This window comes from Nitrospinota bacterium (genome assembly GCA_016235255.1).
Taxonomy (GTDB): Bacteria; Nitrospinota_A; UBA7883; order UBA7883; family JACRLM01; genus JACRLM01.
Genome location: JACRLM010000079.1, coordinates 1 through 17,019 on the forward strand (window position 1 = coordinate 1; position 17,019 = coordinate 17,019).

Below are 17,019 nucleotides of genomic sequence, written 5' to 3' on the forward strand. Positions count from 1 at the left end.
AATCCATTCTTCCCTTGCCAGTTTTCCCGTTACCGTTTACTCTTTTCATGTGACCTCCTTGCTTTCCGTTGTTTTCGTTCAAAAACATGGTAGCAGGTGAGGTCATACCTTCGTTTCAACTAAGTTTAGGACACTTTCCTCTGGAGTGGCGGTTAGAGGAAATACGGTTTTTTAGTCTTTTGTAATTTTTATAGCTGCTTTCAATTATTTTCATGAGTTCGTCATTGGACTTTAATGACCAATCGGCCATGGGTATTTTTTCACCATATTTTTTCAGCAAACAATCACAATTGTCCTTGAATACATGATCTATTTTACCTTCCTCAATGGTTTTATCCCGTTTGCAGCATTTGTATTCATCTTTTAGAACGTTAATGCATATTTCCATCATTTTGTTGTCAGTTTCATGACTGGTTGTTGGAACATTAGCGCTTGGATAGCCAATCGATATATCCAAATCCTCATTAACAAGATTTGTCTTTGCCATCAATGTAGCTTGAGGGGAGATTACATCCTCAAATGAGAATTCAGGAGCCTGGCAGGTCTGGAGCGATTCCTGAACAATGCCCAACTTTTTAGCTAAATCAGTAATTTGGGTTTTTATTTCATCCAAAGTGACATCTTGTTTGGTTTCATTCTTTTTTTTATCTGCAAATGAGGTGGATGTTCCAAGGAAAATAGTGAGCGCTGTAACGAGAAACAACTGTGTGAAACTTTTAAGATTTTTCATGTCCCCTCCCGATTGCCAGGCGCGATGCTGCTCCGGTTTGGAAATTCGTAATAATTCCCTCTGAAAACTGCATAACTATATAATGCGTATTTAAATGTTGTCAATATGGAATTTAATAAAAATATAAAATAATCTGACTTGCTCGTTTGGGGTTCCGGGCGGGTACTTTCTTCGGGAGCGTGTGCCATCCTTCCGCATATCAGCATAACGCCATCGAAAGGCGTAAAGCTGATGGTTAAACGCTTGTAAAAACAGAGCATTACCTAAACATGCCTGTTTTCCCGCAAATTGAAGAATCCGTGGTCGGCGACCACGGGGAAGCTTTGAAGGAACCATGGCCGGGCATTCCACCGGGTCGCCCCTAAATGCCACCGTACCGATTGCAAGAGCCAGGCTGGAGCCTGGCGATCCCGAGAATTAGTAGCGCATCCATCTTGGCGGCAATTGCCGACGTGGCGCGACCGAGCGGTGGAGCCGACGCTAAAGGAAGAATCCGTGGTCGGCGACCACGGGGAAGCTTTGAAGGAACCGTGGCCGGGCATTCCACCGGGTCGCCCCTAAACGACACCGTGCCGGTTGCAAGAGCCAGGCTGGAGCCTGGCGATCCCGAGAATTAGTAGCGCCGCCATCTTGGCGGCAATTGCCGACGTGGCGCGACCGGGCGGTGGAGCCGACGCTAAAGGAAGAATCCGTGGTCGGCGACCACGGGGAAGCTTCAAAAGGGCACTGCGAGCCGTGCCCCTACGCATCCCACATATCTCCCCCTCCAGCTCAACTTTTCCCACTTCCTTCCGATAAAGTAAACATCGCCCTGTGGACGGGTATGCCCTTGATGGCGAACTGTATGTATTTAAAGGAATAACGGTTTGAATAACCTGATTTCAAGCGTAACTGGCGGGTTCATGGCCCAGGCCATTTATGGCCCGGGGCAGCGGGATGCCATGATGAACAGGCTTGAACAGGCGTTCCAGAAGGCGGACGCCAACAATACCGGAAGCGTTGATAAGTCCCAGTTCGATTCCATTTTTTCCATCATGAAAGTCCCCTCGCGTTTAAAAGCGGAAGGGGCGGACGCGGTATATAAAAAGCTCGATCCCCAGAAGACGGGGAAAGTGTCCAAACAGGACTTCGTTGATGGCATGATGAAGGAACTGGACAGGATGCGCGCCGAAGGGAGGGCGGGGAACAATCCGCCGCCGAATCCGGAAAGCGCCCCGCCGCCGCAACAGAACCAGGCATACGCCACCGCAAACAACAGGCCGCAGACCATGCCGCCCGACAAGCTTGCGTACAGTCCTCAATCCTTAAAATCGGGCCAGGCCAGCCAGGCCGGGCAATATTCAACGGCCCCCGCCGGGACTAAATTCAACGCCTACGCCTGATTTATGACTGTGGCCGATGGCCACAGGGCGGGTTTTAAACCCGCCCCTACCATTTGCCCGCCTCCAACATCAACTCCCCCAAATCCCTTCCGCTGTCTTATAATTCTCCCTTCGACACTGTTTATGAGGGTTTGAAAAGTGAGCGTGGACATACAGGCCGTCAACGAGATGGTCAAGCAAAAGTCCGGTTTCGTGGAAAGGCTGTACGCCGAGGTGGGGCAGGTGATCGTGGGGCAGCGCAAAATGATTGAGGGGATGCTCACCGCGCTATTGTGCGACGGGCATATACTGCTGGAAGGTGTGCCGGGATTGGCAAAGACCTTGTCCATCCACACCATGGCCCAGGCGGTCTCTTTAAGCTTCCGGCGCATCCAGTTCACCCCGGATTTGCTGCCGGCCGACCTTACCGGGGCGGAGATATATAACGCCAAAGAGGCGGTGTTCACCACCCGCAAGGGGCCGCTGTTCACGAATATAATCCTGGCCGACGAGATAAACCGCGCCCCGGCCAAGGTGCAAAGCGCGTTGCTGGAGGCGATGCAGGAGCGGCAGGTGACCATAGGTTCGGAGACGTTCCGCCTGCCGGAGCCTTTCATAGTGCTGGCCACGCAAAACCCGATAGAGCAGGAGGGGACCTATCCGCTCCCCGAGGCGCAGGTGGACAGGTTCATGCTAAAGCTCATCGTGGACTATCCGGCGCCCGCCGACGAAATGGAGATAGTAAAGCGCAACACCTCCGGGATTGCCCCGCAGGTAAAGCCGGTCCTCACCTGGGACGAGCTTCGCGCCGCGCGCCGCGCCGTGGACGGGGTGTACATAGACGAAAAGCTGATCCAGTACATCATCAATATCGTGTCCGCCACGCGCAGGCCGGGCGATTTCGGCCTGAACATCGGCAACCTTATCGAATACGGCGCCTCGCCGCGCGCCTCCATCTACCTGACCAGGATCGCCAAGGCCCATGCTTTCCTCGCGCACAGGGGATACGTTTTGCCCGACGACATAAAGAAGGCCGGGCCCGACGTGCTTCGCCACCGCGTGATCCCAAGCTACGAGGCGGACGCGGAGAACGTCACCCCGGAAGATATGATCGCGAAGATATTCGACACGGTGGAAGTGCCTTGAACGATGAAAGGGAAAGCGGCGCTTCGGACATCTTAAAGAAAATCCGGCAGATCGAAATAAGCGCCCGCAAGGCGGTCACCTCCATCCTCTCCGGCGAGTACCATTCCATATTCAAGGGGATGGGGATGGAGTTCGCCGAGTCGCGCCCATACCAGCCGGGGGACGATATCCGCACTATGGACTGGAACGTCACCGCCCGCGCCGGGTCCCCTTTCGTGAAGACCTTCCGGGAGGAGCGGGAACTGACATTGATGCTCATCGCCGACCTTTCCGCCTCCGGCCATTTCGGGTCTAAATCAAAGTTCAAGGCGGAGACAGCCGCCGAGCTTTGCGCCACGCTGGCCTTTTCCGCCCTCCGCAACAGCGACAAGGTGGGGCTAATCGCCTTCACAAACGAGGTGGAGCTGTACGTCGCCCCGAGAAAGGGGCGCAGCCACGCCCTGCGGATGATTCGCGACATCCTGTTTTTCAAGCCGAAGGGGAAGGGGACGGACATCGCCGGGGCGTTAAAATATCTTAACCGCGTCACATGCAAAAGGACTATCGCGTTCATCGTGTCCGACTTTGCGGCGCCCGATTTTTCGCGGGAGCTGAAGGCCACCTCGCGCAAGCACGACCTTGTTGCGGTGCGGGTGACGGATCCGAGGGAGGAGAAGCTGGAGGACGTTGGGCTTATCGCCCTGGAGGACGCGGAGACCGGCGAGACGGTGATATTGGACACGTCGGACGCGGTTTTGAGCGAAAAGTACGAGAAGTCCCGCCGGGACGAAGCCGGCCGGCTGGCAAAAATGTTCGCCGCCGCCAAGGTGGACCAGATATCGGTGGGGGCGGACAAGGATTTCATAGGGCCGCTTGTGAAGTTTTTCAAGGCCAGGGAGCGCAAGCGGAGGTTCGGATGAGATTCGTCTTCTTGCTCGCGGCCGCCCTCGCGTTTGCCGCTCCAGCTTTCGCGGACAGTATTGCCATTGATCCGCAAAGTCCAAAATTCGGCTCGGTGACCAGGCTTGTCTTGACGGTGGATTTAAAACCGGGCGAAAAGGCGGTCTTCGGGGACAAAGTGACGCTTCCAAAGGAGTTGAGCTTGCTGAGCGTCAATGCCGGGGCGCCACGGAAAGACGATAAAGGAAATTTTAGCCAGCGGCTGATCGTTTCGTTCATCCCATACGCCACCGGGCCTTCCACCACCGGCGAAATGGAATACATTGTCAAAAAGCCGGACGGCTCCGCTGAAACGCGAACAGCCGGTCCGGTGGATTTCACCGTCGCATCCCTTGATCCGAAGGAGGAGGATGTGGAACGGATTGTCGCGGGTCTAAAGCCTGTTGACCGCCCCGTCCAGTGGGAGACTTACATTGTCCCGCTTCTTGTGACGCTGGCTGTGGCGGTGGCCATATTTTTTATCTGGCGATGGCTCAAACGCCGCAAGAAAAGGCCGGTTGTGGAGATAAAGCCCAAGGGAATAATCCTTGAGCCGGACGATGCGGCATGGCGCGCGCTCATTGCCCTTTCGCAGGAGGACCTTTTCGGCAAAGGGGCGGCCAAGGAGCATTTCTTCCGCGTCTCCGCGATCATCAGGGAGTATGTGGAGCGCCGGTTCGGCGTGAAGGCGCTTGAACGCACGACGTTCGAGATAGAACGGGAGTTCCCGCCGGAGATCGCCGCGCAGGACGCCCACGCGCGCCTTCTGGAAATCCTTTCGCTGTGCGATATCGTGAAGTTCACCAAGACAGAGTCCACAAGGCAGCAGGCGGATGACGCTGTGGGCCTTGCGTTGCAGTTCATTTCCGTCACCCGGCGGGGCCTGGAGATAGCTGAATGAGACTGGCCGATCCGTGGTTCCTGCTTATGCTTGCCGCGCTTCCATTATGGTGGCGCGCCCATTTTACGGCGCGTCCTCACGGGGTGATTTTCCCGGACACAGGCGCGGTGACGCGTCTGGCCTCCCATAAAAAACAATGGGCGGCGCACATCCCGTTTTACCTGCGGTTTGCGGCGGTGGCGCTGATAATAATCGCCGTCGCCAGGCCCCAGACAGGATACCGGGAGGAAGAGATAGTCTCCAAGGGGATAGATATCATGCTGGCGCTGGACATATCGTCGTCCATGTCCGCGTCGGACTTAAAGCCCACCCGGCTGGACGCGTCCAAGAAGGTGATAGGTGATTTCATCGCCGGCAGGACAAACGACCGCATCGGGCTAGTGGTATTCGCCGCGCATGGATTCACCCAATGCCCGCTGACGCTGGACTATCCTGTGCTGCGAAGCTTTCTTGAAAGCTCCAACATCGGCCTTGTGGAGGACGGCACCGCAATCGGCATGGCGATAGTCACCGCCGCCAACAGGCTGAAAACATCCGGCGCCAAAAGCAGGATAATCATCCTTCTCACCGACGGGATGAACAACCGTGGTTCCATAGACCCGCTCACCGCCGCGAAAGTGGCCGCCGCCGCCGGGGTGAAAGTGTACACCATCGGCGCCGGGAAGGAGGGAGTGTATAACCAGATGGTCAACGACCCCAGGTTCGGCGCCCGGATCGCCCCGGTGCGCACGGAGATAGACGAGAAGCTTTTGGGCCAGATCGCCCAGATCACCGGCGGCACCTATTTCCGGGCGGAGGACGAGACCGGATTGGCGGAGATATACAGGCGGATAGACAAGATGGAGAAGACCGATATCAAGGTGCGCGCTTATGTGCGGCATACGGACTGGTTCATGTACCTTGCCGTCCCCGCGCTTATGCTGTTAATGGCGGAGATGATACTCCCCGCCACCAGGTGGAGGATTGTGCCATGAGGTTCCACAGCCCGGAATGGTGGTGGGCGGCGGCGGCGCTTCCATTGGCGCTGGGGCTGTCGTTATGGGGGGTGAAACGGGGATTTGAGGCGATGGGCAGGTTCGTCTCCCCCGAAATGCTGGCAAGACTTGCGCCGCAGAAGGTTTTGGGGGCGAAAAAGGCCCGCGCAGGATTCCTGATTATCGCCTGCGCCTTGCTCATCGTGGCGCTGGCCCGGCCGCAATACGGGGTGAAACCGGTGCAGATCACAAGGTCGGGCATAGACATGGTGATCGCGCTGGACGTTTCAAAAAGCATGGCGGCGCGGGACATAAAGCCGAGCAGGATCGAACGGGCCAAGCTTGAGATATCAAGGCTCGCCTCGGCGCTGGAGGGGAACAGGATGGGGCTTATCGCCTTCGCCGGGAAAAGCTTTGTGGAATGCCCGCTGACCACCGACACAGCCGCGTTGAAAATGTTTTTGGACAGCCTGGACACAAGCTCCATCCCCGTTCCCGGCACGGCCGTGGGTGCGGCTGTGCATGGGGCGGTGGAGGCGCTGGCCAAAAGTAAGGCAAAGACCCGGGCGGCCATAATCGTCACCGACGGGGAAGACCTGGAGGGGGGGGTGGACGAGGCCATATCAGAGGCGGCCAAGGCGGGGGTGAAAGTGTTCACTGTCGGCATAGGGAGCCAGACCGGCGCGCCGGTGCCGGAGGTGGACAGCGAGGGAAACGTCACAGGCTACAAGACAGGCGACGGGGGAGCCACCGTTATATCCAGGCTGGACTCGCGCACGCTGCGTTCCATCGCCGATTCCACGGACGGCGCCTTCTACGCCACCGAAGGGGACAGCCTGGACATGGATCCGCTCATCAAGGCGCTTAAAAGCATGGACAAGACCGACATCACCTCGCAGGAATTCACGGAGTACGAGGAGCGATATCAGCCATTCGCTCTGGCGGCGCTATTGATGCTGGTGGCCGATTACCTGGTGTTCTACAGATTGTCCTTGCGGGAAAGGGCCGTGTCCACCAGATCGGCGGTGTGAAGGACCGGGATGGAGAGTCCAGCCCTGTTAAGCGCGTCGGCCAGCGCAAGCTGGCATGAAGGGCACGCCGTCACCACCGCGTCCGCCCCGCTTTTTTTAATCGCCTCGGCCTTGAATTTGCCGAAGTCCACGGACATTTCGTAAAACTTCAGCCCGAACGTCCCCGAGCCTCCACAGCACCTGTCCGCCCCTTCCATCTCCACGAACTCCACGTTTGGCAGGCTCTTGATAAGCTTGCGCGGCTCTTTCCACACCCCCATCCCGCGCCGCAGGTGGCAAGGATCGTGATACGTCACCTTTAGTTTACGCGAGGCCTTCTCCGCGCCGGACAACATGGTCTCCACCGAAAGTTCCACCAGGAGCTTCTGGTAGTCCACGATTTTTTCGCAAAGCGCTTCCACCTTCGGATCGTTTGGGAACAGTTCCCGGTACACCTCGCCGAACACCGATCCGCATGTGGCGCACGAATATACGATTGCGTCGGCGTCCAGCGCCGTGAACACCTCGATGTTCCTGCGCGCAAGTTCCTTGGTGGTCTTCAAGTCGCCGTTGTAATATGCGGGGGCGCCGCAGCACACCTGCTCCTTGGGGAACACCACCTCCACCCCGGCCTTTTTCAGCCCTTCGATCACCTTCACCCCCACTTCCGGGAACGCAAGGTCCGTCATGCATCCGCTGAAAAAGGCGACCCGTTTCAATTTGCCCGCCGGAGCCGGGTTCGGACAGTTGGCGGCCAAAACCCTTTCTCGAAGGTTCGCCTTAAGGAAATCGGGAGTGACCCTTTTGACTCCGCCGGGGGAGTAAGGGAAGAATCTGGCAAGCCATCTGGGGGCCGCCTTGTAAAAAATCGAGCTGATCCCCACAAACTTGGCCAGTATGTTAAGCCGCCATGGGTAGGCCAGCAGGTATTTGAATATGAAGTTTGAAACGGGGCCGCCGCCGCTTTTTTCGCGGATTTCGGCCCGCATGGCGGAGAATATCTTCATCGTGTCCACCCCAGATGGGCATGCGGACAGGCAGTTCATGCACGAAAGGCACTGGGAAAAATCGTTGGCGACCCGTGGGGTAAGCTCCATCTCCCCGTTTAGCGCCCCCTGCGCAAGGCGTATTTTGCCTCTGGCAACCAGGGTCTCGGAATTGGTCGCCTCGTAAGTGGGGCATCCGGCCTGGCATGTGGCGCATTTGGTGCACTTTTCGATCTCGCCCCGGACCGATTCAAGGAAATCGTACTTCATCTTTTTATTTTAGCATTCAGGAGGGATAAACTCAGGCGCCGTTATTGGATGGGCCAGCCGCCGTTACCATTAATGATGTCGTCCACTTCCGCCATCAAGCGAATGGTCTCTTTTAGCGCGGCGGCTATAGAGCAATAATGCTGTATATCGTCATAGGCGAGGGAGCGGCCTTTGCGGTCTTTCAGCCACTTTTGCATGACCTGATAACCGCCGATCTGAAACTCCCAAACTTCACTTGGGATGTTTTCAAAATACTGTACTTTATTTATCCAGACCTTACCGGGCTTATTATCGTCGTAGCGTACCGCTTCAACTTCGTTTGATCCGGTTTCCGGGAAGGTGGTGAAAGTTCGGGGAGTGTCTTCAAGCAGATGAAAAGCCGTCAACTTCGCGCCGAGATCGCAAAGTTTCCGGAAAAGTTTCACGTTTCCGGTGAGCGGCACGCGGGGAAAGTCCATTTTAAGGAATTCCGCGTAACGTTTCCGGTATTCGGGCGAGTGGAAGATGGCGTAGATGTAGTGAAAAACATCCTCCGGCCCGAAGGTCTTTTTCAGGTCGCCAACGCCATCAGGGATGAATTTCAAGTATAGTTTTTGTCCGAATTCTTCGATAAACTCCGGCGCGAGGTTAGTATGTTTGGCAAGGCCGTTCTTAAACATGTCGCCGTTAGTGGCTTTGTTGGGATAGAGATAGAGGGGGAAGAGATAATTCACTTCTTTGAGCGAGACTGTATGGTGTTGCACTATATCCCGCGTACAAAATATGTGTTCCCACCCTCCGACGATCTCTGTTGAACGAGTTGTTGATACCCCTAAATTCTCACCCGCCATCATATGGCGCATCACTTCAGGGCGCGGCATGCAAATAAACCCGCGCGACCTGCCAGTATAGTATGTATAGCGGACATCAAAGGGACGATAAAGGACGGGAGTGATTTTATCTTTTGATATCCCTGATTTATTTAAGTCGTCCTGCGCAAGTTCAACTTTCCAATCCCGCGCATCCGGCCCCAAGTCATACTTGAGCCTGGCCTCTTCCGGCGGCAAGGAAATGAATTTCTTCGTCCTTCGATAAATTTCTTCCGAGCTCCATGCGATAGTCAGGTCGTCACGCGCAGTGACCACCCCAACGCTGTTCACCGGGAAAATGTCATTAACCTTCCATCCAACCTCATACTCTTTTCTTTTCCGTGTGTCATGGGGTATAAAAAGATAAAACGGTGTGGATGGTTTTAACGTCTTCCATTTTGTGTTTTTGATCTCGTGGGCATAGAGCCAATGATATTTGCCGCTGGCCAGCTTTTTATCGTCCCCTTTGCCGCTGAATACCTCGCGCAATCCCCATAACTCGGCGTGGTGAACGTTGGCGAGCTTCTTTACAACACCGCCCTTTTTGACAAAAATACCTATCGCCACCCCCTGCTGGATGTCAAAAACGTTTTCGTCCTTGCCGCCATCCGGCGCGGTCTCTTTTTTCTTCGCGTTTCCATGCAGGTCTAGGATGTAAATGTCGTCAAACGTGTCCATCAGGCTTTGGCGCATTCCCCGGAATGTGGGATTGTCCAGATAGCCGTGGTTTGTGATGAACGCCAGCACTCCATGACCTGTGCGCTCAATGCGCCACTGCGCGAAACGGATAAACTTCACATAATCGTCATTTAGCCATTTGGGATTTCTCTCGCCCAACGGCGCGCCGTCCACCTCAAAGTAGTTGCCTGTTTTTTTACCGCTAAGGCTGTCTTTGCCTTTTAGCAGATCGGCTATCCATTCCCCGATATTGGCCGAGTGGCCCGAATACGGCGGGTTGCCCAAAACCACCATTACCGGCGCTTCCTTCTTCACCCGGTTGGCGGCCAGCGCTTCCTCGGTCAGCCATTGGGTGAATGGGGCCACAATCTGTCTTGGCTGTTGTTCTTCCAGCGAGTTGGTGAGATAAATCTGAAGCCGCTGGTCTTTGGCGAAGTCGTAGCCGCTGTCCAGCAGTTGCAACCCTACCTTCATATGAGCTACAGCGTATGGGGCCATCAATAACTCGAAACCGTACATTCGTGGCAAGAGGTGGTCGGCCACGTAGCCGGGCCACGCTCCCTTGTGCCGGGCGAAACTTTCATGGATATGGGATATGACTTCTTTTAAGAATGTTCCTGTTCCCGTGGCGGGATCGAGTATCTGGACCTTGTGGACGGTGTGATCCTTCCCATCGTCGCCTTGTATCCTGACCGTGCTTTCATCGGCCAACCCCTTAGTTAAGCCGAATTCCTCTTTTAGCAGGTGATCCACGCTTCGGACTATATAGCTGACCACCGGCTCCGGGGTGTAATAAACCCCCCGCGCCTCCCGCATCCTCGGATCGTAGGCGGCGAGGAATGATTCATAGAAGTGGATTACCGGGTCTTCCTGCCGGGTTCTGCGGCCAAAATCGCGCAGGATGGCGTTGATTTGCGCCCGATCCAATAGTTCCGCGAGGTCGTCAACGGCCCAGGCCACACGATCATCCAACTCCACGCCCGCGACGTGCGAAAAGAGCTTTCGCAGGAAGGGATTTGTTTTTGGCAACTCGTGCGGGGCGTGGCGGCGAGTGAAGCGATCACCTTGCTTGTGATAACAACGGGCGGTGAAGAGGCCATAGCAGATGGTCTGGGCATACATGTCGGCGAACTGCGCTTCGGTCAGGTCATGCAGCAATACCTCCCTGAATCCATCCATCTGTTGATGGAGCGAGCCTCTTTCGCTTTCTTTGTCCAGGGCTTTTGTGATGATCTCGCGGATGAGGCGGGCGAGACGAGCCATTTTATCGGCCAGTTCATGGGAGTTGTTTATCTCCGGCGGTTTGGCCGCCATAAACGATTGCAGCAGCAAGCCAAGGTCGTTTCCCCCTTCCTTGATGGGCTTAAATTTGCCGTTCACTTCCCGTGCAAGACGGGCTTCGAGTTTCAGTTCTCCGCCAATGTAGAGGCGGAATTCGAGGTAGTTGGTGAGGATGAGGTTTTGCAACGCCTCCCGGTAACGTTTTAGCTGGTCAGACTTTTCAACCTGATCCAGCGAGAGGCCAATGTCTTTCGTTTCGATGTAGCCTATTGGGACATTCCCTTGTGAAACAATGAAATCGGGCGCTCCGCAAGCTATCCTTTTTGGCTCGTTGGTGGCGGTCAAACCCTCGCAAAGTGATTCAAAAAGGTTTTTGAAGGCAGGACGGTGGGTATGCTCCGTGTCATGCCCTTTGGTGTGTTCTTTTTCCAGCGCTTCCAGATACGCCGAAATGGTTTTTTCATTCATGTTTTGGTGATTATAGCATAGACAAAAACCTATGATTCTCCAGCGCCGTCCACCGCTGCATTCTCGCGCTTCATCAGCATCTGGAAGGCCAGCAGAATCACCCCTATCGTGATGCATGAGTCGGCCACGTTGAACGCCGGCCATTGGTATTGCCCTATGTACACCAGCAGAAAATCGGTGACGGAGCCGGTGCGGAACCTGTCTATAAGGTTGCCCAGCGCCCCGGCGCCCACCAGCGTGAAACCTATCCTCGAAACGGTGTCGTCCGCCGGCAGGGTGCGGTAAAGGACGATGATAACAACGATTGCGATGATGGCGATGGTGGTGAAGGCGTAGGAGACCCAGTCCCCCTCCACATGCCCGAGCATCCCGAAGGCCGCCCCCTTGTTCTTCACGTACACGATGTTGAACAGGCCGGGGATGACCTGCCTGACCGTGCCGTGGGAGAAGTTGTTCTCTATGTAAAGCTTGGTGACAAGGTCCATCACCACCAGTATCGCCGCCATCGCGATTGCGAACACAGGCCCGCCGAAGCGGGAAACCATCTTTTGGTCCATGGCGCCCCTTACGCCAGGTGCGCCGCGCAGCGGGGGCATACCGTGGGATGTCCGGCGGACTTGCCCACGCCCACGCTATAGTTCCAGCACCGTTCGCATTTCACCCCGTCGGCCTTGGCCACCGACACCGCAAGCCCCGGAACCGCCTCGCTTCGAAACTGGTTCTCCGGCGAAGGATTGTCCGTGAGCGCCGCCTGCGAGACAATGAAGATGAACGGAAGGTCCGCCCTGTGCCTTTCCATAAGCTCCCTGTCCGCGGAGAACATCGAAAGCTCCAGCTTCGCGTCCAGCGAGTGGCCGATGAGCTTTTCCTTGCGGGCCGATTCCAGGGCGCGGGTCACCTCCCCGCGTATGGCGATGATCCTGTCCCACTCGGTGATAAGCGCCTCGGCGCCATCGTCTGTCTGCGTTTCGGGGAAACGTCCCAGGTGGACGCTTGCGTTCTTTTTGGCCGCGCCTCCGGGCATGTATGTCCACGCCTCCTCGGCGGTGAATGATAGCACCGGCGCCATCAGCGGCAGCATCCCCTCCAGAAGCTCCCAAAGGGTGGACTGCGCCGCGCGCCGTTCCTTCGAGCCCTTCGGATAGGTGTAAATCCTGTCCTTGATGATGTCCAGATAGAACGCGCTTAAGTCCGACACGCAGAAGTTGTGCATCGCGTGGTAGAACACGTGGAACTCGTACCGTTCATACGCCTCCATCACCCGGCGGGCCATTTTGCGGAACTTGAAGATGATCACCCGGTCGAGCCCGTCCCGGTCCTTCAACGGGACGAAATTCCCCGCCGGGTCGAAATCCGAAACGTTGCCGAGCATGAACCTGATGGTGTTGCGTATCTTGCGGTACGCTTCGGTCAGCCGTGTCAGGATGTCGTTGGACAGGCGGATGTCGTCCCGGTAGTCCTCGCTGGCCACCCAAAGCCGCACTATCTCCGCGCCGTACCTGTCTATCACGGTCTGGGGGGCGATGGTGTTGCCCAACGATTTGCTCATCTTTTTCCCCGCCCCGTCCACCACATATCCGTGGGTGAGCACCTGCCTGTATGGCGCGGCTCCGCGAGTTCCCACCGATTCGAGCAGGGAGGAGTGGAACCATCCCCTGTGCTGGTCGCTCCCCTCCAGGTAAAGGTCGGCAGGCCAGGTGAGCCGCTTGTCCTTTTCCATCACGATGGCGTGGGAGACCCCGGAGTCAAACCACACGTCGAGTATGTCCTTGCCCTGGGTGAATGCGCCATGGCCGCATTTGCCGCATTTTGAGCCTTTGGGGAGAAGGTCGGCGGCAGGCCGTTCAAACCATATGTCCACCCCCTCCTTTTCCATGAGCCCCGCCACATGGTCCGCCACTTCCGGCGTGAGCAGCGCTTCGCCGCATTCGGCGCAATAGAACGCTATTATCGGCACGCCCCAGGCCCGCTGGCGCGAAAGGCACCAGTCCGGCCGGTTTTCCACCATCCCGTATATCCTCTCCTCGCCCCATGCGGGGACCCATTTGACGTTCCTCACCGCCGACAGGGACTTGGCGCGCAGCCCGTTGGTCTCCATGGATATGAACCATTGCGCCGTGGCCCGGAAAATCACCGGGTTGTGGCACCGCCAGCAGTGGGGATACGAGTGACTCAGCTTTTCCTGCTTTAACAGCGCCCCTTTTTCGGTGAGAAGGGTCGTCACGCTCGCATTGGCGTCCCACACCTTCTGGCCGGCGAAGAACGGCGTGTCCGCCTTGAATTTTCCCGCTTCGTCCACCGGGTTGTAAACTTCCAGCCCATACTCAAGCCCTATAAAATAGTCCTCCTGACCGTGGCCGGGGGCGGTGTGGACGCAGCCTGTCCCCTGTTCGAGCGTCACGTGCGTCCCGTTTATCACCAGCGAGTCCTTGTCCAGGAACGGATGGCGCGCCGTCATCCTGTCCATCTCGGAGCCTTTAAAGGTTTTCACCGTCGAATGGCTCTCCACGCCGAACGCTTTCATGCACGGTTCCACCAGGTCCTCGGCGATTATCAGGGTGTCCCCCCCGGTTTTGACCGCCCTGTATGTGAAATCAGGATGCAGGCACACGGCCAGGTTGGCCGGAATGGTCCACGGCGTGGTGGTCCATATGACCACGAAGGTGGAGCCGGCCGGCAGCCCAAGTTTTTCCGCGTCCTCTCCGTCAAGCTTGAACTTCACATAGACCGATGGCGAAGTCTTGTCCGCGTATTCCACCTCCGCCTCCGCCAGCGCCGTGCGGCATGAGGGGCACCAGTGGACCGGCTTGAAACCCCGGTAAAGCCCGCCGTTGGCGGCGAATTTGGCCAGTTCGCGCACGGTGGCCGCCTCGTATTCGGGATTCATGGTCAGGTACGGCCTTTCCCAGTCCCCCAACACGCCCAGCCGCTTGAATTCCTCCCGCTGGATGTCCACGTATTTGGCGGCGTATTCGCGGCATTTGGCCCGTACTTCGAGCGGCGTCATGCCAAGCTTGGCCTTGCCAAGCTGCTTGTCCACCATATGCTCGATGGGAAGCCCATGGCAGTCCCACCCCGGCACATAAGGGGCGTCCATCCCGGCCATGGTCTTGGCCTTCACTATGATGTCCTTTAGTATCTTGTTTAGCGCGTGGCCGCTATGGATGTTCCCGTTGGCGTATGGGGGGCCGTCGTGCAGGATGAAGCGGGGCGCCCCTGCGCGATTGCCGCGGATCATGCCGTAAAGGTCCATTTCCTTCCATCTGTCCAGAATTTCCAGCTCCTTGACGGCGAGGTTCGCCTTCATGGGGAAATCTGTGACGGGAAGATTCAAAGTATCCTTGTAATCCATTTTTACTCCGTTGGGCGCCCATCCCCCTGTGGGGATGAAAAACGCCGTTAAATCAAAAAGGGCCTTCCGTTGCAAATACGGCGGGGTGAAGAACACCCCGCCGAGCGGCAAATGGCCTCCCAAAACTATTTAATATCAGGGAAAGCCCTGTATCGTATATAATTACATAAAAATCAAAAAGTATCATCCGGCTTGAGCCCTGTCAAGGGCGCGAGTCTTACTCTTTTATTATGTGACGGCTCATGAAAATAAGCGAACTTACGCTCGAACCTTCGCAGACGGGATACCCAAGCCCCGGGCGGCTGCTCATGGTGGTGGCGGGGGCCATCTTCATCGCGGAAGCTGCGATAATGATCGCTTTTTCCATGCTCCCCCCCTTCGAGCCGGGGATCGAAACGGCGCTGGACGCCACGGCCCTGACGCTGGTGGCGTTTCCAGTCCTTTATCTGGGATTTTACAAGCCGTTTGAATCGTTCCTCGGCGAGCTGAAGACAGCCAACGAGCGGGTCACCCGTTTTGCCACCGCCATCGAACAGGGGGCGGAGGCCATCGTTATAACCGATACCAGTGGAAGTATCCAGTACGTCAACCCGGCCTTCGAGCGGCTGACCGGATATACGCAGGCAGAGGCCATCGGGCAAAATCCGAGGATATTGAAAAGCGGCGAGCACGGCCCGGAATTCTACAAGGACATGTGGAGCACCATCAAAAGCGGCAAAGTCTGGAAAGGGGAGATCATCAGCCGCAAAAAGGACGGGACCTTTTTCTATGAGGACGTGCGGATATCCCCCGTGAAAAACCCGGAGGGTGAGGTCACCAATTTCGTGGCGGTAAAGCTGGACATCACGGAAAGAAAAAAGGCGGAATGGGAAAAAGAGGACCACCTTTACCGTTTGCGGGAACTGTCCGAATACAGCAGGAACCTTATAGAAAACGCCCCTGTGGGGGCCTAGGTGATAAACTTTTTCCCGATAGACGAGAGGGAGGACAGGTTCGACCCCTGCCACAATTGGCACAAGCAGATAGGGGTGAGGATCGTCACCGAAAATGTGAACGCGAAAATGTGCCAGATCCTTGGCCGCGAAAGGCCGGAGATCGTGGGGCGCTCCATTTTCGACCCGTCTTTCGTGGACGAAGAAAACGCCGCCGTTTACGCCAACCAGATAAAGGCCAGGAGACGCGGGGAAGGAGGCTCTTACGAGATAAACCTGCGCAATGCCTCCGGGGAGAAGGTCCCGGTGCAAGTGGAGGCGATACCCTCCAAGGTGCAAAAGGAGACCGGCCGGGTGCTGCAAAGCCTCGGGATGTTTGTTGATTTGACCGACCGCAAGAAGGCCGAGGAGCAGCGCGAATACCTTATATCGGAGCTTAACCGGGCCAACGAGGAGCTCAAGGACTTCGCCTACATCGTCTCCCACGACCTTAAGGCGCCGCTTCGCGCCATCAGCTCCCTGGCGGAATGGATCGTCAAGGATTACTCCGATGTGATAGACGAGGACGGCCGCGAAAACCTGGCGCTCCTGCTTGCCAGGACCCGGCGTATGAACAACCTGATCGAGGGGATCCTGCGCTACTCCCGCGTAGGCAGGCTCAAGCCGGAGAAAGGGGAGCAGGACACGATGAAGATCGTCCGGGTGGTGATAGACTCGCTGGCCCCGCCAAAGGACGTGGCTGTGACGGTGGATGGGGCTCTGCCTCCCGTCGTCTATGACAAGACGCATCTGGAGCAGGTGTTCCAGAATCTGATAAGCAACGCCATAAAGCACATCGGAAAGCCCCGGGGGCAAGTGACGGTGAGTTGCCAGGACGGCGGGGAGAAGTGGGAATTCCACGTCAAGGACGACGGCGTGGGGATAGAGGAAAAACATTTTGACCGGATATTCAAGATATTCCAGAGCCTCAAGCCCCGGGACGAGGTGGAGTCCACCGGGATCGGGCTTACGCTTGTGAAAAAGATAATTGAGACCAATGGCGGCAAAATATGGGTACAATCCGTGGTGGGCGAGGGGAGCGAGTTCATTTTCACCATCCCTAAACAGGACGCCCTGGCTCAAGAGTCCGAACAGGAAACAACGGCGAGATTAGAGGAGAGATAA

The 17,019-nt window shown here is 56.4% G+C and carries 13 protein-coding genes; 8 read left to right on the top strand and 5 right to left on the bottom strand.

Annotated elements, in window-relative coordinates; all coding sequences use genetic code 11:
• Nucleotides 1–115: 115 nt before the first annotated feature.
• On the bottom strand, nucleotides 116–730 hold the full coding sequence (locus tag HZB29_10380) for a hypothetical protein (GenBank protein ID MBI5815997.1): 615 nt from the start codon (nucleotides 728–730) through the stop codon (nucleotides 116–118).
• A gap of 866 nt (nucleotides 731–1,596) precedes the next feature.
• On the opposite strand from HZB29_10380, the gene HZB29_10385 reads away from it, so the two are divergent.
• The 6 genes from HZB29_10385 to HZB29_10410 all read left to right on the top strand — a co-directional run bounded on the left by HZB29_10385 (nucleotide 1,597) and on the right by HZB29_10410 (nucleotide 7,061).
• Nucleotides 1,597–2,112 (top strand): EF-hand domain-containing protein, encoded by a 516-nt coding sequence (locus HZB29_10385; protein ID MBI5815998.1) that lies wholly within the window; start codon nucleotides 1,597–1,599, stop codon nucleotides 2,110–2,112.
• A 138-nt stretch (nucleotides 2,113–2,250) separates the two neighbouring features.
• Complete coding sequence (locus HZB29_10390; protein MBI5815999.1) at nucleotides 2,251–3,237, top strand: MoxR family ATPase; 987 nt, start codon at nucleotides 2,251–2,253, stop codon at nucleotides 3,235–3,237.
• Nucleotides 3,234–4,136 (top strand): DUF58 domain-containing protein, encoded by a 903-nt coding sequence (locus tag HZB29_10395; protein ID MBI5816000.1) that lies wholly within the window; start codon nucleotides 3,234–3,236, stop codon nucleotides 4,134–4,136. Before HZB29_10390 ends, HZB29_10395 begins: the two co-directional genes overlap by 4 nt.
• The gene (locus HZB29_10400) at nucleotides 4,133–5,056 is read left to right on the top strand and encodes a hypothetical protein (GenBank protein MBI5816001.1); all 924 of its coding nucleotides are present in this window, start codon (nucleotides 4,133–4,135) and stop codon (nucleotides 5,054–5,056) included. The genes HZB29_10395 and HZB29_10400 overlap by 4 nt, the downstream gene beginning before the upstream one ends.
• Nucleotides 5,053–6,030: a VWA domain-containing protein gene (locus HZB29_10405; protein ID MBI5816002.1), complete on the top strand. Its 978-nt coding sequence runs from the start codon at nucleotides 5,053–5,055 to the stop codon at nucleotides 6,028–6,030. Before HZB29_10400 ends, HZB29_10405 begins: the two co-directional genes overlap by 4 nt.
• Entirely contained in the window at nucleotides 6,027–7,061 is a 1,035-nt protein-coding gene (locus tag HZB29_10410) for a VWA domain-containing protein (GenBank protein ID MBI5816003.1), read from the top strand. Before HZB29_10405 ends, HZB29_10410 begins: the two co-directional genes overlap by 4 nt.
• Here HZB29_10410 and HZB29_10415 read toward each other — a convergent pair.
• The 4 genes from HZB29_10415 to ileS are packed head-to-tail and all read right to left on the bottom strand — an operon-like array spanning nucleotide 7,010 to nucleotide 14,923.
• Nucleotides 7,010–8,296, bottom strand: coding sequence for a (Fe-S)-binding protein (locus HZB29_10415; protein ID MBI5816004.1), 1,287 nt, complete (start codon nucleotides 8,294–8,296; stop codon nucleotides 7,010–7,012). The genes HZB29_10410 and HZB29_10415 overlap by 52 nt on opposite strands.
• Nucleotides 8,297–8,337: 41 nt before the next feature.
• Nucleotides 8,338–11,571: an N-6 DNA methylase gene (locus tag HZB29_10420; protein ID MBI5816005.1), complete on the bottom strand. Its 3,234-nt coding sequence runs from the start codon at nucleotides 11,569–11,571 to the stop codon at nucleotides 8,338–8,340.
• A gap of 29 nt (nucleotides 11,572–11,600) precedes the next feature.
• Nucleotides 11,601–12,128, bottom strand: a complete 528-nt coding sequence (gene lspA, locus HZB29_10425; protein MBI5816006.1) for a signal peptidase II — start codon at nucleotides 12,126–12,128, stop codon at nucleotides 11,601–11,603.
• Nucleotides 12,129–12,136: 8 nt separating this feature from the next.
• Nucleotides 12,137–14,923: an isoleucine--tRNA ligase gene (gene ileS, locus HZB29_10430; protein ID MBI5816007.1), complete on the bottom strand. Its 2,787-nt coding sequence runs from the start codon at nucleotides 14,921–14,923 to the stop codon at nucleotides 12,137–12,139.
• A 242-nt stretch (nucleotides 14,924–15,165) separates the two neighbouring features.
• On the opposite strand from ileS, the gene HZB29_10435 reads away from it, so the two are divergent.
• Both HZB29_10435 and HZB29_10440 read left to right on the top strand, forming a co-directional pair.
• Nucleotides 15,166–15,876 carry a PAS domain S-box protein gene (locus HZB29_10435; GenBank protein ID MBI5816008.1) on the top strand — a complete coding sequence of 237 codons (711 nt, stop codon included), beginning with the start codon at nucleotides 15,166–15,168 and terminating at the stop codon, nucleotides 15,874–15,876.
• On the top strand, nucleotides 15,877–17,019 hold the full coding sequence (locus HZB29_10440) for a PAS domain S-box protein (GenBank protein ID MBI5816009.1): 1,143 nt from the start codon (nucleotides 15,877–15,879) through the stop codon (nucleotides 17,017–17,019).